Source organism: Pseudomonadota bacterium (genome assembly GCA_039033415.1).
Classification (GTDB): Bacteria; Pseudomonadota; Gammaproteobacteria; order Xanthomonadales; family SZUA-38; genus JANQOZ01.
The window spans coordinates 45,006-64,646 of record JBCCCR010000031.1 but is presented as its reverse complement, the minus strand read 5'-3'; the positions used below and the strand labels follow the sequence as shown (position 1 = coordinate 64,646).

17 protein-coding genes are annotated in these 19,641 nt (G+C 62.5%); 5 read left to right on the top strand and 12 right to left on the bottom strand.

Annotation, left to right across the window (positions count from 1 at the left end):
* Nucleotides 1-114: 114 nt before the first annotated feature.
* Genes AAF358_21680 through AAF358_21670 form a run of 3 tightly spaced genes read right to left on the bottom strand, consistent with a single transcriptional unit; the run spans nt 115 to nt 3,469 of the window.
* Entirely contained in the window at nt 115-1,281 is a 1,167-nt protein-coding gene (locus AAF358_21680) for an ABC transporter permease (protein ID MEM7708179.1), read from the bottom strand.
* The gene (locus AAF358_21675) at nt 1,278-2,009 is read right to left on the bottom strand and encodes an ATP-binding cassette domain-containing protein (protein MEM7708178.1); all 732 of its coding nucleotides are present in this window, start codon (nt 2,007-2,009) and stop codon (nt 1,278-1,280) included. Before AAF358_21675 ends, AAF358_21680 begins: the two co-directional genes overlap by 4 nt.
* A complete protein-coding gene (locus AAF358_21670) occupies nt 2,006-3,469 on the bottom strand; it encodes an alpha/beta fold hydrolase (GenBank protein ID MEM7708177.1) in 1,464 nt (487 codons plus the stop codon). The genes AAF358_21675 and AAF358_21670 overlap by 4 nt, the downstream gene beginning before the upstream one ends.
* A 147-nt stretch (nt 3,470-3,616) precedes the next feature.
* Here AAF358_21670 and AAF358_21665 point away from each other — a divergent pair, with 147 nt between their 5' ends.
* Genes AAF358_21665 through AAF358_21655 form a run of 3 tightly spaced genes read left to right on the top strand, consistent with a single transcriptional unit; the run spans nt 3,617 to nt 7,429 of the window.
* On the top strand, nt 3,617-4,483 hold the full coding sequence (locus tag AAF358_21665) for a hypothetical protein (GenBank protein ID MEM7708176.1): 867 nt from the start codon (nt 3,617-3,619) through the stop codon (nt 4,481-4,483).
* Nucleotides 4,470-6,488 (top strand): SpoIIE family protein phosphatase, encoded by a 2,019-nt coding sequence (locus AAF358_21660; GenBank protein MEM7708175.1) that lies wholly within the window; start codon nt 4,470-4,472, stop codon nt 6,486-6,488. Before AAF358_21665 ends, AAF358_21660 begins: the two co-directional genes overlap by 14 nt.
* A gap of 11 nt (nt 6,489-6,499) precedes the next feature.
* The gene (locus AAF358_21655) at nt 6,500-7,429 is read left to right on the top strand and encodes a glycosyltransferase family 2 protein (protein ID MEM7708174.1); all 930 of its coding nucleotides are present in this window, start codon (nt 6,500-6,502) and stop codon (nt 7,427-7,429) included.
* A gap of 13 nt (nt 7,430-7,442) precedes the next feature.
* Here AAF358_21655 and AAF358_21650 read toward each other — a convergent pair whose 3' ends face one another.
* The 3 genes from AAF358_21650 to greB form a co-directional block, all read right to left on the bottom strand.
* Nucleotides 7,443-8,126 (bottom strand): transglycosylase SLT domain-containing protein, encoded by a 684-nt coding sequence (locus tag AAF358_21650; protein ID MEM7708173.1) that lies wholly within the window; start codon nt 8,124-8,126, stop codon nt 7,443-7,445.
* Nucleotides 8,096-8,332 (bottom strand): EF-hand domain-containing protein, encoded by a 237-nt coding sequence (locus AAF358_21645; protein MEM7708172.1) that lies wholly within the window; start codon nt 8,330-8,332, stop codon nt 8,096-8,098. Before AAF358_21645 ends, AAF358_21650 begins: the two co-directional genes overlap by 31 nt.
* Before the next feature lie 107 nt (nt 8,333-8,439).
* Nucleotides 8,440-8,946 (bottom strand): transcription elongation factor GreB, encoded by a 507-nt coding sequence (gene greB / locus AAF358_21640; GenBank protein MEM7708171.1) that lies wholly within the window; start codon nt 8,944-8,946, stop codon nt 8,440-8,442.
* A gap of 21 nt (nt 8,947-8,967) precedes the next feature.
* Here greB and proB point away from each other — a divergent pair, with 21 nt between their 5' ends.
* Nucleotides 8,968-10,080: a glutamate 5-kinase gene (gene proB, locus AAF358_21635; GenBank protein ID MEM7708170.1), complete on the top strand. Its 1,113-nt coding sequence runs from the start codon at nt 8,968-8,970 to the stop codon at nt 10,078-10,080.
* The gene (locus tag AAF358_21630; protein MEM7708169.1) at nt 10,077-11,375 is read left to right on the top strand and encodes a glutamate-5-semialdehyde dehydrogenase; all 1,299 of its coding nucleotides are present in this window, start codon (nt 10,077-10,079) and stop codon (nt 11,373-11,375) included. The genes proB and AAF358_21630 overlap by 4 nt, the downstream gene beginning before the upstream one ends.
* A 19-nt stretch (nt 11,376-11,394) precedes the next feature.
* Here the strand turns inward: AAF358_21630 and ald are convergent, their stop codons facing one another.
* From ald to htpG, 6 genes are all read right to left on the bottom strand, one after another.
* Nucleotides 11,395-12,501: an alanine dehydrogenase gene (gene ald, locus AAF358_21625; protein MEM7708168.1), complete on the bottom strand. Its 1,107-nt coding sequence runs from the start codon at nt 12,499-12,501 to the stop codon at nt 11,395-11,397.
* Nucleotides 12,502-12,562: 61 nt separating this feature from the next.
* A complete protein-coding gene (locus AAF358_21620) occupies nt 12,563-14,068 on the bottom strand; it encodes a pitrilysin family protein (GenBank protein MEM7708167.1) in 1,506 nt (501 codons plus the stop codon).
* On the bottom strand, nt 14,065-15,792 hold the full coding sequence (locus tag AAF358_21615) for an insulinase family protein (GenBank protein MEM7708166.1): 1,728 nt from the start codon (nt 15,790-15,792) through the stop codon (nt 14,065-14,067). The genes AAF358_21620 and AAF358_21615 overlap by 4 nt, the downstream gene beginning before the upstream one ends.
* 125 nt (nt 15,793-15,917) lie before the next feature.
* Nucleotides 15,918-17,168, bottom strand: a complete 1,251-nt coding sequence (locus AAF358_21610; GenBank protein ID MEM7708165.1) for a DUF819 family protein — start codon at nt 17,166-17,168, stop codon at nt 15,918-15,920.
* Nucleotides 17,169-17,323: 155 nt separating this feature from the next.
* Nucleotides 17,324-17,701, bottom strand: coding sequence for an RNA-binding S4 domain-containing protein (locus tag AAF358_21605; protein ID MEM7708164.1), 378 nt, complete (start codon nt 17,699-17,701; stop codon nt 17,324-17,326).
* The gene (gene htpG / locus AAF358_21600) at nt 17,698-19,629 is read right to left on the bottom strand and encodes a molecular chaperone HtpG (protein MEM7708163.1); all 1,932 of its coding nucleotides are present in this window, start codon (nt 19,627-19,629) and stop codon (nt 17,698-17,700) included. Before htpG ends, AAF358_21605 begins: the two co-directional genes overlap by 4 nt.
* Between the last annotated feature and the right edge of the window lie 12 nt (nt 19,630-19,641).

Here is a 19,641-nt window from a genome sequence, read left to right as displayed (position 1 = left end):
AGGCGCTGAGAGCCTCCCCTCGAAAATCAGCGCTGACCGGAAACAGGAATTTGTACCCTTTTTTAGGGCCCAGCCATTTGGCTGGGCCCTTTTTTTGGTGGGTCCGCGGACGGCCTAGAGAATGCCTTCTCGTTGGTACAGCTTGACGGCCAGAAACGCGAGCGCCGCCCCGACAACCAGCGTCGTCACCATAGAGAGCAGGGTGAGCGGCAGGGATACCCACTCGCCTTTGATGCCCTCGGTGATGATCAGCGCCTGACTGAACGACGGAATGGCCATGGTGGTTGCCGTCGCCTCCGGCGCGAGGAACGCCACCAGCATCAGCGGCAGCGTCGGGACTAAGATCACCACCGTAAGGTAGGTCTGAGCCTCCTTAAAGCTCTTGGTAAACGACGCCACCACCATCATAAATGCGGCAGCCAGCAGGGACAGTGGCCACAGCGTGGCGAACAGTCTCAACACCTTGGAAAGCCCGAACTCCACCGACATGCCAACCTTCTCAAGAGGCACCAGATCGATCGCAAAAGAAAAGGCGAGCAGCACCAGCAATAACGTGACGGCCGAAAACAGCGCCGTTGCCAGCAGCTTGCCCAGGGCCAGCGACGCGCGCGCCACCGGCTGGGCCAGCAGCGGCTCGAGGGAGCCCTGCTCCCGCTCGCCGGCCGTCGTATCGATCGCGAGATAAAACCCGCCCATGAACATCGAGAAAATGACGAAGTAAGGAATGACGCCGAGGACCGAAATCGCCTGAGCTGAGGGGGAAGCGACGTTGCTGACGTTGATCGCCAGTGGCTGGACCACGGTGGGGCTGATGCCACGGATTTGTAGCCGCAACCCGGCCAGTACGGAGTTGTAGGCCCTCAACACGTCGCGGACTCGCCGATAGTCGCGCTCTGAGTCTTTGGTTCGCGAGCTGTCGTAGACCAGCCGCAGCGGTGCCGGCATCCCCGCCTTGAGACTCTCCCCAAAGTTTTCAGGGATCACCAGCACCACGCCGTAGTCACGATTGCTGACGGCGGCGTCAGGGTTCTCGGGCCCGGCAATCGGATCGATGTTGTTTTGGCGCAGAAACGCCATCATGTTCGGGGCCAGCTCCATGCCGACCACCGGCAAACTGATCGACTTTTCCACGTCGCTGACCGTAGTTTCCAGGACAAACGACATGAGCCCCATAAACAGCGCCGGAGCCAGGATAGCCATGCCCAGCGCGGACAACACCGTGCGCCGATCACGGATGTTGTCGCGAACCTCTTTAAAGAAAACGGTTTGCAGTGCGCTCATTCCAGGCCCTCCACCGATCCGATGGCTTTAACGAAGGCATCCTCCAGGTTTGCCTCGCCGGTCTGGTCGCGGAGCTGGCCGGGCGACCCGGAGGCCACAACCTCACCTCGCCCGATGATGACAATCTCGTCGCAAAGCGCTGCCACCTCCTGCATCACGTGAGACGAAAACAGCACGCAGTGCCCCGCGTCCCTAAGCTTGCGAATCAGCTCCCGCAGTGCCCGGGTGGCCATCACGTCGAGACCGTTGGTCGGTTCATCCAAAATCACGTTGCGGGGGGAGTGCACCAGCGCGCGGGCCAGCGCGACCTTGGTCCGCTGGCCCTGGGAGAACCCTTTGGTGCGACGCTCAAGAAAGTCATTCATCTCGAGCATGTCCGCCAATTCGTCGATCCGCCGCTCCAGCGTGGATCCGGACATCCCGTTGAGCTGGCCGTAGTACCGCACGTTTTCGCGAGCGGTCAGCCTCGGGTAAGGACCCGACCCATGCGGCAGCGCCCCGGTGGCGCTGCGGGCCGCCAGCGAATCCGTAACCACGTCGTGGCCATCGACGCTCGCGCTCCCCTGGTCCGGCCTGAGCACCGTGTAGAGGATCCGCAGCGTGGTGGACTTGCCGGCCCCGTTGGGCCCCAGCAGCCCCGTGATGGCGCCGTCGGGCGCCTCGAAGGAGACGTTGCTGACCGCCTGCACCTTGCCAAAACTTTTGGCAACGTCATTGACCTGGATCATGGCGTGGGCCCCGTAAAGCCCTCAAAGAAGGAAAGCGGCCCCATGCGCTCGACACAGCTCTCGTCGACCGCGTTGGGGTCGGCGGTTTCGACGAAGGTCCCGAGTAGACGCGGCATGCAGCCCCGCATGGCAACGCCGTGACCGTGACCGGGAGCCACGATGGTTTTCTGGTTGCTCAGCGTCTGGGCCGCCAGCTCCCCGTTGGCCGGAGGGGTCACCGGATCGAACTGCCCCGACAGCACAAGCGTCGGTACATCCGAGCTCAGCGGCTGCTTAAAATCGTCGTCCAGCACACCCTTCGGCCAGTCCCGGCAGAATGCCCGCAGCGAGGCCATCTGCAGCGGCCCCATGTAGGTATCGCGCAGCTGGCTGTCGTCAAAGTCTTCGACAAACGGCATGTCCTCGGTGCAAACCACAGCGTTGTGCATCCCCATCGCCAGCGCGTTCTGGAGCGATTCGCCCACCATCAGCGACTGCGCCGCCAGAGGCTGCAGGTTGCCGGCGTAGCCTTCGTGAATCAGCAGAGGAATGAGGGCCTGGGACTCGCGCTGGTAGCTCATCATCCGGATGGCCATCACCACGTGCTGGCTTGTCAGCATCATCGTCTCTGCTCGTCCGGTGACGGGGTGAGCGAGGTCCACCGGCTGCGGGGCCTCGTCCAGCCGCGAGCGCAGCACCGACAGCTTGACCTCAAGGTCGCCGAAGCGGTCATTGCAGGAGGGGGCTGCACTGCAGCGTTCCAGGATGTCGTTCAGCGTGTTTTGACCGAAGCGCGCGATATCCGGGCCCAGCGACCACTGTGGCGGCGCCACGCCGTCGATGATCACACTGCGGGTGCGGTCGGGAAAGCGGCGCAGATAGTGAAGCGCCACGCGGGTGCCGTAGGAGACCCCATAGAGGTTGTAAGCGGGAAAACCCAGCTCGGCCCGAACGGCCTCCAGATCCTGTACCGCCACGCTGGTGGTGTAGAACTGCGGATTGCCGGGCAGCGACTCGCGGCACTCGCGGCTAAACTGTGCGGCCAGCTCCGGATCGAACTCCAGCGCCGAATCTTCGGGAATCTCGCAGCGCAGTGCGTTGGAGCGTCCGGTGCCCCGCTGATCGACCAGCAGAATATCGCGAGATTTTCGTACCGACTGAAAAGCGGCCGCCATGCTCACGTAGAGCTCAACCGACGATCCCCCGGGGCCACCCTGAATCACGACCAGCGGGTCGCCCGACGGCGTGGGGGCCCTCGCCGGAATCCGGGCCACAAACAGGTCGACGGTAGCACCCTCAGGGCGCTGGGGGTTCTCCGCCACCGTCAGCGTCCCGCACTCAGCGTCTTGTGACTGGACACCGCTGGTATCGAAGATTCGGCAGGGCTCAAGCTCCAGCGCTTGAGAGACCGCAGGCAACAGGAAAAGGATCAGCAGCAGGGCCAGGCGCCGCCGCTGAGAAAGCGAGCAATGGGAAGTCATCCAGCAATTATTGCAAAGGACGGCTCGCGGCGACAGGTGTCGAGAGACCTAGTGGGGCTTAGGGGACCGATGCACATCCAAGCGGAGTGACAATCGATGCCATCTAGCTGACTCAGCGGCCCACCGGCGCTAGGTCGCCCGGGTATAATGAGTCGTCTGATCTTTGATGAACCGTACATGCCCAACCTGCGTCGCCTGATGAGTGAATTTGGATTCGAGTCGAATGACGACTACGAGTACCAGATGCGCTGCTTTTTGAATGCTCCGGGCCGCACCTTGCGCTGCCTGAACATCGAGGGTGAACTGCAGCGACGCAAGACGGCGTTTGCTAACGCGCTGGCGGGTGCGCTGGAGTATCCGCACGTGCTCTATCACGACTTTTCGCAGAATGAACCCCTGCTGGAGCCTGAGCCGGATGAGGAGCAGGCACCGCTCAGCGCCTTTGACCGGGTGGTCTCGGAAGCGTGCGCCTACAGCGAGGCTGAGCCGACGATCCTGATCATCGATCAGCTGCAGCTCGCGGACTTTCGCCACCACATCCGCCTCAACACGTTTGTCCGCACCTCCCAGTGGTCTTATCCGCTGGCAACGTTGACCGCCAACAGCCGAAACTTTCTGTTGTTCGTGATCTCGGAGGAACCGCTGTACCACTCACTGCAGAAAGTGAGCTTTCGCCTGTGGGCCGATCCGGGCGCCGTCAAGGTGGCCTACGAGCCCGAAGAGTTTGGCCTGGACGCCGCCGCGGCGCCCGTGTTTAACGCGCTGGCCGACCTCTTCGAAGCGTTGCAGGTCACCCCAACCCCTAGCGAGATGCAGCGGGTCACCGACGACCTCATCGGCCGGGCGCATACGGCGGACTTCCTGCGCCACAGCATCTACGGCTGGACCGAAGGCGTTGACCATGCGGCGCTCTTCAGCGACAAGGTAGAACCGCTGATCGATGCGGTGCTAGTCGCGGCAGGCGCCTACCTCGGCGTCGACGAAATCGAAATGGTTGGTGATGATGGCAGCTGACGTCCGTCAGACCTCGATTCGCCAAAGTCTGCTCAACAACATGCTCCTGCTGGTGCTACTGGTGGGCGTAGCGGTGCTGATCACCACCTTCGTCGGCGCCAATCAGCTCACCCAGAGCCTGTCGAGGATTCTTATCGGCCAGACGATCGACCGCACCGAGGCGCAGGTGGCGCAATTTATGACCCCGGTCCGCCATGCCCAAACCCTGCTGCAGCACTGGTCAAGGGAGGGACTTATCACGCCAGAATCGGGGGACGGCGCGCGCAATCTCGTGTGGCCGCTGCTGATGGCTTCCCCGCAGCTGTACGGTGCCCTGGTCGTCGACCCCGACAATCGGCTGCTGCAGGTGAACCGGCGCAGCGATATCTGGGCGCTCAATCTCGTCGACGGCAACGGCGGCGTCCCGTCCCGAACTCTGGAACTGGAGACTCACAACGCCAGCTGGCAGCCGATCAACTACCAGTTCGACCCCTCCTCCAGGCCCTGGTTTCGCAACGCCATGGAGGCGCCACCCGGGGAAATCCGCTGGACGGAGTCCTACCAGTTCATCGGCTCCGGTGTGCCTGGCATCACCGCCTCAGCGCGTATCGTCGGCCCGGAGGGTCGAACCTGGGTGGTAGCCCTGGACGTGCTGCTGGAGGATATCTCCGAATTCACCCGGAGCTTCGACGTTGGCTATCGCGGCCTTGTGCTGGTCACCGACCAGGACGGCAAGATCATTGGCCTACCCAACCTGCCGCAGTTCGCCTCGCAGAACGCTCGGGAGCGGGCGTACCTCAAGCGTCCGCCCGAGCTGGGGCTTGCGCTCGCAACCGACGCCTCGATCGCATTCCAGCCCGGGGGCGCAGCAGACTCCGCTGTCGAAATCACCCCGGTGCGATTCCGGTCTGAGGGCCGCTATTGGTGGGGACAGGCCAAGTGGATTCCCCTGAACGAGAGCCAGGAGATTTTTACCGGCGTGCTGGTGCCGGAAGGCGAGATGCTCGGCGGGATCCAGCAGCTGCGGCTGCTCGTACTGAGCGTGGTCCTGGCAGTGGTGGCATTTGCGGTCTATCGCGCGATCTCGCTGTCGCAACGCTACAGCGGCCCCATTTCCCGGCTGGCTGACCAGAGCCTGCAGATCAGCCAGGGCAACCTGGACGAACGTGACACCATCCGTTCCTCGCTGCGGGAGGTTAACAACCTGGCCCAGGCCCATGAGGTTATGCGCACGGGTCTTGCCAACCTGCTGAAGCTGGAAGACGACCTGCAGCTGGCGCGTCAGATACAGCAGAAGACCTTCCCGCAGGAGTTTCCGCGGGTCGCGGGCTTCCAGATCGCCGCGGGCAGCCGGCCCGCAGACGCCACGGGCGGCGACACCTATGACGTCATTGGCGTTCGACGCAACGACGGCCAGGCCCAGCTCGCGCAACATCATCCCGACGAGGTCTACGTCATCCTGTCGGACGCCACCGGGCACGGGATGGGGCCTGCCCTTACGGCTGCAGAGGTTCGGTCGCTATTTCGTATGGGGGTTCGCCTCGGCCGGCCGATGGAGGAAATCGCCGCGCAGATGAACGAACAGCTGGTCGCTGACTCGCACGGCGGGCGATTTGTTACCGCGTGGATGGGCGTTCTGTTTCCCGGTAGCGGTCGGCTCCAGGTGTTTAGCGCCGGACAGGCGCCGATCCTGTGCTACCGAGCGGCCAGTGGAACCTTCGAGGTGATGGAAGCCGATGCGCCGCCGCTCGGCGTCCTTCCCGACGTGACGCCTGAGTCGAGCACCATCCAGCTCGAGCCGGGCGACATCATGGCGATCATCTCGGACGGTGCCTTCGAGACCAAAGCCAGCGACGGCGAACGGTTTGGCCTGCCGCGGATCGAGCAACTGATCCGGGTGAATGCGCAAAAGAACGCGCAGCAGATCCTCGACGCCATCGACGGCGCCGTGACCCGGTTTTTGGATCAGCTGCCGGCGGATGACGATCAGACCGGCATCATCATCAAATGCGTTAACCGACCCTAAGCGCCATCGCTGTGGACCTGTCGGTGATCATCGTGAATTTTCGCGCCTGGCGGCATCTGCGCGAATGTCTCGATTCCCTGCGCTATCTCGCAACCGAATCACCAAAGACCGAAATCATTGTCGTTGACAACCGTTCGGACGACGGTGAGCTCGACCAGTTCAGCGCCGCCTACCCGTGGGTCCAGTGGGTTGAGAACGGCGCCAACCGAGGTTTTGCCGGCGGCTGCAACCTCGGCGCCCGGAGCGCGACCGGTCAATGCCTGCTGTTTCTTAACCCCGACTGCATCGATCGTGACCAGGCCATTGCAGACGTCTGGCGGACCGCGGGCGAAAAGTCACAAATTACCACAGTCACGCAGCAGGGCGAAGACGGCTCGCCGCGCAAAGTCGGCGGGGACTTTGCCCCCTGGTGGGGCCTGGGCGGGCCGGGACGCCTCGCCCTCAGCGTTCTGAGGCACATGCCCGGCCGTCGAGTTGAGGGTCGCTTGGACTGGGTCTCCGGCTCGTTCCTGATGATCCCTCGGGGCACGTTCGACCTGGTCGGCGGCTGGGATGAGCAGTTTTTTATGTACTCAGAAGACGTCGACCTGTGTCGGCGTTCGCGTGATGCCGGCATCAGCTGCCGGCTGCTCAACGATTTCTCGATTATCCACCACCACGGTGGGGCAAGCCGGAGCAGCGCGGAGCTTCGCGCCATGACACGAGCCGAGGTGACCATTTCCCACCACCGGTTTTGCGCCAAACACTTTCGGGGCATGGCGTGCATCCTGGGACACACTCAACTCTGGCTGTTTCGAGCGCTGCCGGCGCTGCTGGCCAGCGTCGTACTGCCGTCGAGCACCACAGGCCGGATCGGGCGTCATCTGAGAAGGTTTTATCGGCGGGTGACCGCCACGGGAAGCTGGGAGAGTCCGCGGATCAGCGAGCCGCCGAAGCTCTAGCGTACCGCGGCGTTCAGGCGCCGAACGGCCACCAGCCGCCTTTGTCCAGGCCATCCTCACAGCGCTTGAGCTGCGCGCCCCACTCGCGGGCGCGGTGATCCACTTTCTGCGCCACGTCCATCAGCCACGGCTTGGCCTCGTAAGAACGCCGCTCGTAGCCCCCGTGCCCCTCGTGATAGGCCAGGTACTGACCGTAAGGGTCCCACTTGGACAGCCCAACGCGCTTACGCGAGACGTCGGTGTACCAGCCGACAAAGTCGATCGCGTCAGCAAAGCTGTCGCGGTCCGCGCCGCCCTGCCCGGTGTCTTTGCGATACCAGTCCCAGGTTTCGTCTTTCACCTGGGCGTAGCCGTAGGCGCTGGACGGGCGCGTTGTGGGAATAATGCCGAGCAGCCGACGCCGTGGCGGCGCAGCTTTGGCCTCAAAGCGGGATTCCTGGTGAATGATGGCCATCTGAATATGGACCGGCGTGCCCCAGCGCTTCTGAGACTTGAGTGCCGCTCGGTACCAGCGGGGCTTTTCGGTAAAGATGGCGCAAATGCTGCCGGTATCCGCCGGCGGGCGGCTAGCGCAACCGCCGGCCAGCAGCAGCGCAGGGAGGCTTAGCAGGCAGGACCACAGCGCAAGCTGCAGGCCTGACTTGAGCCGATCGATCGGGGGTCGTTTCAGTAAACCGACCAGTTGCTCTCCCACCATTCCAGAAACTCGTCGAACTCAATTTTTCCCGAACCGTCGTCATCGATTGCGGCGAAAGCCTCGTCGCACTCTTTGCGGCTCGCTTCCGGCGCGATGACCTTGAACATCAGCCGAAATTCGTTGCTATCCAGATAGCCGCTGCTGTCGCTGTCGAAGTACTCGAACTCGTGACGAACCTTGTCGATCTTTTCTGCTGACAGTCCCATGAATGAGGTTCCCAATGCCCAACCTGCGCGAACTATAAGCGGTAGTGGCTGACTTTAAAAGAGAGACAGAGGTTCTCACTTCGGACCGGTTTACCCCACGCCCGATTTCAGACGTATGAGCTGATCTCGGGATCAGGATATTCGATCTCCAGCACCTCGTATTCATCGTCGCCGCGGGGCGTCTGCACCACCACCACATCACCTACGCGGCGCCCCAGCAGCGCCCGCGCCATCGGCGAGTCGATGCTGATCCGCCCCGCCTCCGCCAGCGTTTCGTCGGCCCCCACCAGCTGAAAGTCCCGGCGCCGACCCTCGGCATCTTCCAACGTCACGCGGGCGGCAAAAAAGACCCGGCTCACGTCCCGGGGCCGCTCGGACACGACCTGCAGCACGTCCAGCCGCTTGCTGAGATAGCGAATCCGTCGGTCCATTTCGCGCAGCTGCTTCTTGCGGTAGATATACTCCGCGTTCTCCGACCGGTCGCCTTCGGCCGCCGCCTCGCCGAGCGCTTTGGTCACCAGGGGTCGCTCCCGGCGCCAGAGTCGTTCAAACTCCGCTTTTAGCGCCTGGTGGCCCGCCACGGTGATGTACTGTGAGGCTGTCTGCGTACCCATAGAAATCAGGAAAGCACCGCTGTGAGCGCAAGTCAAAAGTCCGCGGGAAGCGCTGGCTCAGCCAACGCCCCGATCATCGTCAAGCTGGGCAGCGCGGTCGCCCGGGACGGTAACGGCCTGCTGGACGAAACGCATCTCAACGCCATTGTCGAGCAGATTGCCCGACTGACTGCGCAGGGCCAGCCCACGGTGCTGGTATCGTCCGGCGCAGTCGCGCTCGGCTTGGCCGTGGCCCCGGCGTCCGTGCCGACCGAACGAAACCCGGTCCAGCGTCGCCAGCTGCTCGCCGCCATGGGACAAACGCGGCTAATGGCTTTTTATCAGAATGCGTTTGGCGAGCACGACCGACAGGTGGCCCAGGTGCTGGCCACCCGAGATGATTTTGCGACCCGCCGACATTACCTCAACATGCGAGGCTGTCTGGTGAGCGCGCTGAAGCATGGTGTTGTGCCGGTGGTCAATGAAAACGACGTGGTTTCGGTCACCGAGCTGATGTTTACCGACAACGACGAGCTGGCCGCCCTGCTCGCGTCGATGCTGGGCGCTTCGCAGCTGATCATGCTGACCAACGTCGAAGGGGTGTACGACGGACCGCCCGGCGCCCCGGGCAGTCGGCTCATCAAGACCTGGGATGGCCAGTCGGTTCAGCCAAAACAGGGGGAGGATCGGTCCGAATTTGGTCGGGGCGGCATTGCCAGCAAGGTCCGCAGCGCGCAGCGACTGGCGCGGCTGGGAACCGAGGTTTGGATTGCCCACGGCCGGCGTCCGAAGGTCATCAGCGATATTTGCTCAGGTTCCGGGCATGGCACGGTATTTCCCGCAGACCCAACACCCGCCACCCAGCCCAGACGCTGGCTTGCCGCAGCGCCCGCCGGCAGCGCGCTTGTGGTGGTGAACGACGGCGCCGCGCAGGCGCTGCGCGCACCCGATCGGCTGGCCAGTCTGCTGCCGGTTGGAATCAGCGAACTTGCGGGCCACTTCGAGCGAGGCGATATTGTGACGATCGTCGATACAAGCCGCCGCCCGATTGGGTATGGTCGAGCCGAATATAGTTCAGAGACCGCCGCCCAGCGTTTGGGCAAGCAGCGCCAAAAACCCCTGATCCATTACGACTATCTGTATATCGAGCCATGACAAACGCCGCCCGAACCAACGACGCCGACCCCACCGCCGCGCTTCTGAGGGACGTTGATCAGTCGCTCGCGCGAGTCAAGGTAGCTGCCCGGCAGCTGAATCTCGCCGCCCCCGCGGCGCTGTCCGAAGCGGTCTTGACCATCGCCGCCAGGCTCCGTGAGTCGGCGGAAGCCGTGCTGGAGGCCAACCGCCGAGATCTGGACCGCATGGATCCGGCCAATCCCAAATATGACCGACTGCTGCTCTCGCCGGAGCGGATCGAGGCAATAGCCAGTGACCTGGAGGCGGTGGCTGAGCTTCCCTGCCCTGCCGGAGAGATCCTGGAGCGGCGTATGCTGCCCAACGGCCTTCAGCTGGAAAAGGTGCGCGTGCCGCTAGGCGTGGTCGCCATCATTTTCGAGTCGCGCCCCAACGTGACGGTCGACGTGGCCGCGCTGTGCCTGAAAAGCGGCAATGCGGCCCTCCTGAAGGGCAGCCGCGACGCCAAAGACTCCAATGAAGCCATCGTTCAGATCATCCAGGCAGCGCTGGCGGAGCATGAGCTGTCCGCCGACGCCGTGACCCTGGCACCGGCTGAACGGGCCGCGCTCAAACCCGTGCTTGAGGCAGTTGACGTCGTGAACGTCGCGATACCCCGGGGGAGTCAGGGCCTGATCGACCACGTCCGGGAACACGCCCGGGTGCCCGTCATTGAAACCGGCGCTGGCATTGTGCATGTCTATGTCGACGCTAGCGCGGACGTCGAAAAAGCTCGCGCCATCGTGACGAACTCCAAGGCGCGCCGAGTGAGCGTGTGCAACGCGCTGGACACACTGCTGATCCACGAATCCCTACTCGACGAGCTGCCCGGGATTGTGGCGAAGCTCGGCGACCATTTCGACGCTGAGGTGTTTGCGGATGCAGCCGCCTTTCGGGTTCTGGACGGTCACTACGGCGGACCGCTGCGCCGGGCCCAGCCGGAGGACTTTGGTCGGGAATTCCTGGCGATGAAGCTGGCGATTAAGGTGGTCAACGATCTGAACGAAGCGTTGGAGCACGTGGCACGCTATTCCTCGGGCCACAGCGAGTCTGTCGTGGCCGAGGACACCACCGTCATTGAAACCTGGCTGAGGGCCGTGGACGCGGCAGCGGTCTATGCCAATGCGTCGACCGCGTTTACCGATGGCGCCCAGTTCGGGATGGGCGCTGAGATTGGGATCAGCACGCAAAAGTTACACGCCCGTGGTCCGATGGCGCTTCCCGAACTGACCAGCTACAAGTGGCTGGTCCGAGGCACCGGGCAGACCCGCCAGTAGCTCTTCAGTTACCCTCCGGTCAGGCCGGCGGCGGTGAGTATTCGTAGCCCAGCGCCTCAGCGACCTCTTTCTGGGTGACCTTGCCCTGGTACACGTTCAGCCCATTGCGCAGATGAGGATCGTCCGCCATCGCCTTTTCGGCGCCTTTCTCCGCCAGCGCCAGCACAAACGGCAGCGTCGCATTGTTCAGCGCAAACGTTGACGTACGGGGTACGGCACCCGGCATGTTGGCCACACAGTAGTGCACAACATCATCGACCACGTAACGCGGATTGTCGTGGGTTGTAGGCTTGGAGGTCTCCGAACACCCCCCCTGGTCGATGGCAACGTCCACAAAGACGCTGCCCATCCGCATCTGCCGAATGATCTCCCGCGTCACCAGCTTGGGCGCGGCGGCGCCAGGAATCAGCACACCGCCAATCACGAGGTCTGCATCGATGCACAGCCGCTCGACCGACTCGGTGGTGGAAAACACGGTATTCAGGCGGCTGTCGAACTGCAGGTCGATCCGGCGCAGCACGTCCAGCGAGCGGTCGAGCACGGTCACGTTGGCACCCAGCCCCACCGCCATCTGTGCCGCGTTGATGCCGACCACGCCACCGCCGATGATAACCACTTTGCCCGGGTCCACGCCCGGCACGCCCCCGAGCAGGACACCAGCGCCCCCGCGAGCCTTTTCGAGTGACGCGGCTCCCGCCTGCACGGAAAGACGTCCAGCTACTTCGGACATGGGCGCCAGCAGGGGCAGGCGCCCCTCTGAGTCCGTCACCGTCTCGTAGGCAATGCAGCAAGCGCCGGAATCAACCAGGTCCCGAGTCTGGTCCGGGTCTGGCGCCAGATGAAGGTAGGTGAAGAGCAAGTGGTGCTCCTTCAGCATCGCACGCTCTACCGCCTGCGGTTCCTTGACCTTAACGATCATCTCGGACTGGTCGAACACCGCCGCAGCGTCAGGCGCGATAGTGGCGCCCACAGCCGTGTAGTCGTCGTCGGTGAGTCCAATACCAAGACCCGCACCCTGCTGTATGACAACCTGATGGCCACGGGCCGTCAGTTCACGCACCGAGGACGGGATGAGCCCAATCCGGTACTCATGATTCTTGATCTCTTTCGGTACACCAATCTGCATGCTCATCACTCCTCGGGGGCTGCGGCTTAACCCCGCCCAGCAGCCCCGTTGCCGTCAGTCGTCAGGGGGCCGCGTCAGCCAGCGGCTGCTGGGTCAGCGGATCTTTCAGCGCAATCGTTCGGATCGTTTTACCCGTCACGGACTCAACGGTGCCGTGATTGCCATCGCCGGCGAGGGCTTCATCAATTTTGCCAACCAGCAGAATTCGCAGCTGCGCCGGATCCAGGTATTTTTCCGCCACACGTTGCACGTCCGCGATGCTGACTTTGCGGATGTTTGCCTCAAAGGTGCGCCAGCGGTCTGCCGGTTCGCTATTGATCTCGTCGGCGGCGAAGCGCCGTGAGGCCGACTCGGCGCTCGCGTAAAGGTCCGCCAGAAAAGCAAGCCGCGACTCGATGGCGGTGCTCAACTCCTGTTCGGTCACCGGGGCAGTGCGTATCCGCTCGACCTCCTCGAGCACGATGGCCAGTGCCTGCGGCACGCTCGCGTTCTTGGACTGGAAGAAGGCACGAAACTGACCGTCGTAGTGGCGCCCCAGCTGAAATCGACTGCCCGCCGAATACGCCAAGCCTTCATCGCTCCGCACCCGGGAGGTGATGCGGCTCGTAAAGCCTCCGCCACCCAGAATGTCGTTCATCACAGCGATGGCAAACTCGTCCGGGTTGTTCACCCGAGGGCCGGGCAGTCCGACCGTGACCCGCGTCTGGTTTACGTCGTCTTTAAACACCGTGTAAACCCCCGGGTCGCCGGGGCTTAGCGTGTCGGGGATCGGGGGCAGCTCGGAAGCTTCGGGCAACCGCGCCAAAGCCTTGCCGAGCGCTGCCTGCGCGGTGTCAGCATCGATATCGCCGCTGATCGCAATCACGAGGTCTCCGCGACCAAAGATCCGCCCCACTACGTCACGCATCACGTCAGGACTGATGCTCTCAACGCTCGCCTGCGTGGCAACCCGCGTCGCAAAGAAGTCTTCGCCCAGCATCAGCTGCGACCAGACACGCGGCTCGATGGAGCGCGTATCGTCATTGCGTCGGCGCATCGCCTCAACCTGTCGGTCGACCGCAATTCGGAGTCGCTCGTCGTCAAACTGCGGGGCGACCAGCATATCCATCATCAGGCTCAGGCTTTCCTCAAAGTTGCTGCTGAGACTGTCGAGCGAAGCGCTGGCGCCGGTGTTGCCAATCGAGAAACTCACGTTGGTCGCCAGAAAGTCCAGCCGCTCATCGAGATCGGCGGGCTTAAGTTCACCGGCACCACCGTCCCGCAGCATGCTCGCGGTCAAGCCGCCGCTCCCGGTTGGCAGATCACCGAGCAGGTAGTTGCCCGCGCGGGAATAGATGCGCATCTTGACCAGCGGCAGCGCACGGTCAGTGACCAGGTACATGACGTCCCCGCCCGGCAGCTCGTAGCGGTAATCCTCGCGATCCAGAAAGGTGAGCTCACGGTCACCAAAGACCAGCTCGTCGGGATGGTTGGCCTGACCGGCACCGCCGGTGGCACAAGCGCCGAGGAAAAGTACGGCGACCCCGATCAGCGTGGCGGACTTCAACTGCTTATTCAGGCGCATCATTTGGCTTCCTCCAGCATGGCGGTGACCCGCTTGATCATGTAGTCAATGGCCGGCTGCGCCTCCGGTGGCACCTGCCCACGCATCTGCTCGAGCCGAGCCAGGCCCTGGCCCAACTCTTCAGCGCTGCGGCCCTGCATTTGTCCCAGCATCCCCTTGATCTGGGCCTGCGTGCCCGCGTCGAAGGCCGCCAGCTCCGGATCCTCCGGCTCGCTGCTCGCCTTTCGGGTATAGAGTTTGGTGGCGGCGAGCTCAGGCATCAGGTACTCGGCGGCAGCGGCTTGCACCTGATCGGCGGAGACCACTTCAACGTCCTCATAGGAGGTATCCATCGTGCGCCAGTCGCGCAGGCCGTCGTAGTACAGCAGCTGGATCAGCAGGAAAAAGGGATCTTCCAGTCGCCGATACTTTTCAGCAGCAAGCTGGTTCTTCACCTTCTCAAGCTCGTAGTCGGTGATGCCGTCAGCGACAACCTTAGCCACTTCCTCCTGCAGCACCGCCTGGAGCTGGTCCGGGGAAACCCCCTGCTTGCCCTGTGCATAAACGGCGAACGAGCCGTCGTATTTGCCGCTGTCAGCGCCAGCACCGACGTTGGTGGCAATCTGATCTTCCAGCACCAAACGCTTGTAGAGCCGACCCGTCTTACCGCTGAGCACGCTGGAAAGGACTTGGAGCGCCCCGTCACTCTCACCGGTGAAAGCCGTCGTTCGCCAGGTTACGGTGGCTGACGGCGGTGCATCCACCTCGGCCCGATAGACCAGGTTTCCCAGCTGAGGCATCGCGAGCGTGATGACATCCGGCGGGTTATCCCGGCCGGGCGGAATTCGTCCGAAGTAACTTTCCGCCCACTCGATGGCCTGGGCTTCGTCGAAGTCTCCGACGATTGCCAGGGTAATGTTGGCCGGCGCATAGTAGAGATCGTAAAAGGCTTCAGCCTGTTCACGCGTTATTGCCGCAATGTCGCTCGGCCAACCGATCACGGGCCATCCATAGGGATGCCCACGCCACAGCAGCGATTCAAAAACCTCGTCCTGTGCACCGGTCGGCGTCGAGTCCGTCCGCAGCCGCCGCTCTTCAAAAACGACATCCCGCTCGGAGTAAAACTCGCGAAACACCGGCTGCGCGAGGCGCTCGCTCTCCATCCAGAACCACAGCTCGAGCTTGTTGCGCGGAACCCGAATGAAATAGACCGTCATGTCCCGGTTTGTAAAAGCGTTCATGCCGCTGGCGCCGGCTTCCGTGTAAATCTGGTCGAACTCGTCTTTGATCATGTTTTCGCGCTGGCTCTTAACCAGTTCGTCGAAACGCGTCTGAAGCTCAGCCATCGCCGCCGTTTGCAGTGCCGGGTCGGTGATCGCTTTGCCCTGCCCCAGCCGCACCTGATCGCGGTAGCCGCGCTCCAGCGCAAACATTTCGCTGCGCAGCTCGTCGAGCTGGTCCTGAAGCTGTGCATCCAGCTCGGCATCTCGGGTTCCAATCCGCGGCGAGCCTTTGAACATCATGTGTTCAAACAGATGTGAGATACCGGTAATGCCGGGACTTTCGTTGGCCGAGCCGACGTGTGCGACCCAACCGGCGGCAATGTTGGGTTGCCCGGGCCGTTGCACCATGACCAGCCGCATCCCGTTTTCCAACGTCACCTCTCGGGCCACGTCAGCCATTTTGGTGCTCTGCGCGTTAGCCGCTGCGGCCAGCACCAAACACATCATTCCTAAAACTACTCGCATTGGTTACTCCTGCTTCGGCACCCCACAGGTGTGGGCCTGCCCGTCAGCCTAAAGCGGCCAGAATTTAGCCGCGCTATCTTAGTTCAGCGCCTTCCTCGCTGCTACCATATCCACGATGAACTGCGTCATCCGGATACGATGCGCATCATTTGCCCGCAGATCCAAGCACCATAAGTCCCGAGGGCATATCCCAGCACCGCCAGCAACACGCCGACCGGCGCCAGGGAGGGGTGAAAGGCGGACGCCACCACCGGCGCTGAGGCTGCGCCACCCACGTTCGCCTGGCTTCCCACCGCAACAAAAAACAGCGGTGCCTTGATGAGGTAGCCCACGGTCAGCAGCAGCCCCGCGTGAATGCTGATCCACACCAGCCCGACCGCAAACAGCAGCGGCGCTTCCGCCACGGCCTTAATGTCCATGTGCATGCCGATCGTAGCAACCAGAATGTAGACAAAAGCCGAACCTACCTTTGAGGCGCCAGCATCCTCAAGCTCGCGCGTTCGGGTAAAAGACACGACCAGACCGATGGTGGTTGCGATGACGACGATCCAGAAAAAGGTAGAGGTCAGGCTGAAGCGGCTCAGGCCGGGCGCTGCTTCAGCCAGCGTGGGCGCAATAAAGCCCGCGCAGGCGTGCGCAATGCCGGTACCGCCGAACGCCACCATGGCCATCAGCATCAAGTCTTTGGTGGTGATGACGCGAGCGTGTTCCGCCTCATAGGTTTCGATCTTGTTTTTCAGCACGTCAATGCTGGAGTCATCAGCTCCGGTGAAGGCATCGATGCGCTTCTGGTTACCGGCCATGATCAGGAGCACCGCCATCCAGATGTTGGCGACAATCACGTCAACCGCAACCATCTGCGCAAAGACATCGTTGCCGACCTCGAACACCTCTTTCATCGCCGCCTGGTTGGCTCCGCCACCGATCCAGCTGCCGGCAACCGTTGTCATTCCGCGCCAGACTGCCTCCGGCCCGTCTGCCTGCAGCAGCTCCGGCACCGCAAGTCCCACCAACAGCAGCGCGATCGGTCCGCCGATCATGACCCCGACGGTGCCGGTGAAAAACATGATGAGCGCCTTAGGTCCGAGCCCAATCACACCCTTCAGGTCGATGCTCAACGTCAGCAGAATCAACGCGGCCGGCAGCAGGTATCGAGAGGCGACAAAGTAAAGTCGCGAGGCTTCCCCGTCGATCACACCGAGCGTGTTGAAGATGGCCGGAATGAAGTAACAAAGGAGTAGCGCAGGAACTACGCCGTAGAACTTCCGCCAGAACCGGGCCGTGCTGTGACTGGTGTAAAAAACCAGCCCAAGAATCAGCGCCAGCAGGCCAAATACCACAGCATCATTAGTGATCAGGGCGGTGTTTTCTTCCATGGAACGCGGACTCCGGAGAGGCTGGATCGAGCCCGGATGTCTGGAGCGGCGCTCCTCATCCGGCGGTGCTGGGCGGGCATGATTGACGGACCGGGTCGCTGCGTCAACCCTTAGACGCGCGCCCAATCAGGGACCGGACCCAAGGGGCCAAGCCGTTAGCGGATCCCCTTGAGCGCTTTTAGCAGGCGGCGAGATCGTTTGTCGGGCCGACCCGCGTCCCTGCGCTCGCGCCGTCGCGCCAGCGCCTCCTCGCGGGCGGCCGCACTGGCCTCACTTTCCTGATACAGCTCGGCCGCCAGCGCAGCGCCCAGGCGGCGGTCGCTCAGCCCCAGGACCTCAAGTTCGAGGCGAAAGTCTTCGCGGCTCACCTCCAGCCGGTCGCCGACTTTGACCGCCTTAGAAGGCTTCGCGCGCTGACCGTTGAGATCGACCTTACCGCCGTCGAGCGCTGCTTTGGCCAACCCGCGGGTCTTGAACAGCCGGGCCGCCCAAAGCCAGCGATCGATGCGAACCGAATCGCTCAGCGTTTTCAGTCGTCAGATGCGGTTAACAAGCTGTTGACCCGCTTCACGTAGGACGCCGGATCGGACAGCTGCCCACCTTCGGCCAGCAGCGCCTGCTCAAAGAGCAGGTGGGCCCAGTCGGAAAAGCGTTCCTCGTCGGTCACGGCCGAAGCCCGCGCGACCAGCGGATGATCCGGATTGATCTCCAGCGACGGCTTGGAGCCCGGCATCTCGTGCCCGGCCTGCTTCATCAGCTGCTGCATGTGCAGGGCCATATCGTGTTCAGCCAGCACAATGCAGGACGGTGAGTCGGTCAAACGATTGCTGACCTTCACCTCTTCCACCTGCTCATCCAGGGCCTTTTTGAGGCGATCCAGCAACGGCGCGGCCTCGCTGGCTTTTTCTTCACGCTGCTTCTTGGCGTCTTCGTCTTCCAGATTGGACAGGTCGAGATCACCTTTGGCCACGGACTGGAAAGGCTTGCCGTCGTACTCACGGACGTGGCCCATCATCCACTCGTCCACCCGGTCAGACATCAGCAGCACCTCGATACCCTGCTTTCGAAAGACCTCAAGGTGCGGGCTGTTCAGCGCCGCCTGGTGGCTGTCGGCGGTCACGTAGTAAATCTTGTCCTGCCCGGAATTCATGCGCCCCAGGTAGTCGTCGAGGCTGGTGGTCGGCTCCGCGTCGCTGTTGGCGGTCGACGCAAAGCGAGCGAGTTTCAGCAGCTTCTCCTGGTTGGAAAAGTCCTCCACTACCCCTTCCTTCAGCACCTCCCCGAACCCCTTCCAGAACTCCTTGTAGGTTTCGGTCTCGTCGGTGAGCTGCTCCAGCATGCCGAGCACACGCTTGACCACCGACGCGCGGATTTTCTTCACCAGCGCGTTGTCCTGCAGAATTTCCCGCGACACGTTCAGCGGCAGATCGTCGGAATCCACCACACCTCGCACAAAGCGCAGATAGGTTGGCAGCAGCTGCTCAGCGGCGTCCATGATGAAGACCCGACGCACGTAAAGCTTCAGGCCATGGCGCTCCTCGCGCCCCATCATCAGATCGAACGGCGGCTTCTCCGGCAGGTACAGCAGTGTCGTAAACGACTGATTGCCCTCAACCCGGTTGTGAGACCACCGCAGCGGGTCGTTGAAGTCGTTGGAGACGTGCTTGTAGAAGCTCTTGTACTCGTCGTCATCGATCTCTTGCCGCGGACGAGACCAGAGTGCTGAAGCCTGGTTGACCGATTCCCACTCGGGCTCAGCCGGCACGTCGACGATGTCCTCGTCGCTGTCTTCCTCAGCGGCCGGCGGCGGCTGCACTTTGTGCATCTGGATAGGAAACGCAATGTGGTCTGAATACTTGCTGATCAGCGAGCGAAGCCGGTAATCGGCCAGGAACTCACTTTCGTCTTCCTTGAGCGTGAGAATAATGCGCGTGCCGCGATTGACCGCATCTTCCCCGACCGGCTCCAGCGTAAAAGCCCCCTGTCCGTCGGATACCCACTGCCACGTCTCGTCATCTCCCGCGCGCCGGGACTGCACGGTGACCTGGTCCGCGACGATAAACGCCGAGTAAAAGCCAACGCCGAACTGACCAATCAGATTGGAATCGGTGCGCGCGTCACCGCTGAGCGCATCGAGAAACTTTCGCGTCCCGGACCGGGCGATGGTACCCAGGTTTTCCAGCAGCTCGTCGTGACTCATGCCGATGCCGTTGTCGGAGACCATGAGCGTCCCGGCATCTTTATCAAACGACACCTGCACCTTGAGCTCAGCGTCGCCGGCGTAGAGGGAGTCATCGGAGAGCGCCTCAAAACGCAGCTTATCCAGCGCGTCTGACGCGTTCGAAATCAGCTCACGGAGAAAAATTTCTTTATTGGAGTACAGGGAGTGAACCATCAGGTCCAGCACCTGACGCACCTCCGCCTGAAATTCATGCTGTTCGGGCTTGAGCGTTTCGGTCATAGCGATTCGATC

Excerpts from the sequence above, each read along its gene's own strand:
- AAF358_21680 (MEM7708179.1), bottom strand. The coding sequence starts at position 1,281 with ATGAGCGCACTGCAAACCGTTTTCTTTAAAGAGGTTCGCGACAACATC.
- AAF358_21675 (MEM7708178.1), bottom strand. The coding sequence starts at position 2,009 with ATGATCCAGGTCAATGACGTTGCCAAAAGTTTTGGCAAGGTGCAGGCG.
- AAF358_21670 (MEM7708177.1), bottom strand. The coding sequence starts at position 3,469 with ATGACTTCCCATTGCTCGCTTTCTCAGCGGCGGCGCCTGGCCCTGCTG.
- AAF358_21665 (MEM7708176.1), top strand. The coding sequence starts at position 3,617 with ATGAGTCGTCTGATCTTTGATGAACCGTACATGCCCAACCTGCGTCGC.
- AAF358_21660 (MEM7708175.1), top strand. The coding sequence starts at position 4,470 with ATGATGGCAGCTGACGTCCGTCAGACCTCGATTCGCCAAAGTCTGCTC.
- AAF358_21650 (MEM7708173.1), bottom strand. The coding sequence starts at position 8,126 with ATGGTGGGAGAGCAACTGGTCGGTTTACTGAAACGACCCCCGATCGAT.
- AAF358_21645 (MEM7708172.1), bottom strand. The coding sequence starts at position 8,332 with ATGGGACTGTCAGCAGAAAAGATCGACAAGGTTCGTCACGAGTTCGAG.
- greB (MEM7708171.1), bottom strand. The coding sequence starts at position 8,946 with ATGGGTACGCAGACAGCCTCACAGTACATCACCGTGGCGGGCCACCAG.
- AAF358_21630 (MEM7708169.1), top strand. The coding sequence starts at position 10,077 with ATGACAAACGCCGCCCGAACCAACGACGCCGACCCCACCGCCGCGCTT.
- ald (MEM7708168.1), bottom strand. The coding sequence starts at position 12,501 with ATGCAGATTGGTGTACCGAAAGAGATCAAGAATCATGAGTACCGGATT.
- AAF358_21620 (MEM7708167.1), bottom strand. The coding sequence starts at position 14,068 with ATGATGCGCCTGAATAAGCAGTTGAAGTCCGCCACGCTGATCGGGGTC.
- AAF358_21615 (MEM7708166.1), bottom strand. The coding sequence starts at position 15,792 with ATGCGAGTAGTTTTAGGAATGATGTGTTTGGTGCTGGCCGCAGCGGCT.
- AAF358_21610 (MEM7708165.1), bottom strand. The coding sequence starts at position 17,168 with ATGGAAGAAAACACCGCCCTGATCACTAATGATGCTGTGGTATTTGGC.
- htpG (MEM7708163.1), bottom strand. The coding sequence starts at position 19,629 with ATGACCGAAACGCTCAAGCCCGAACAGCATGAATTTCAGGCGGAGGTG.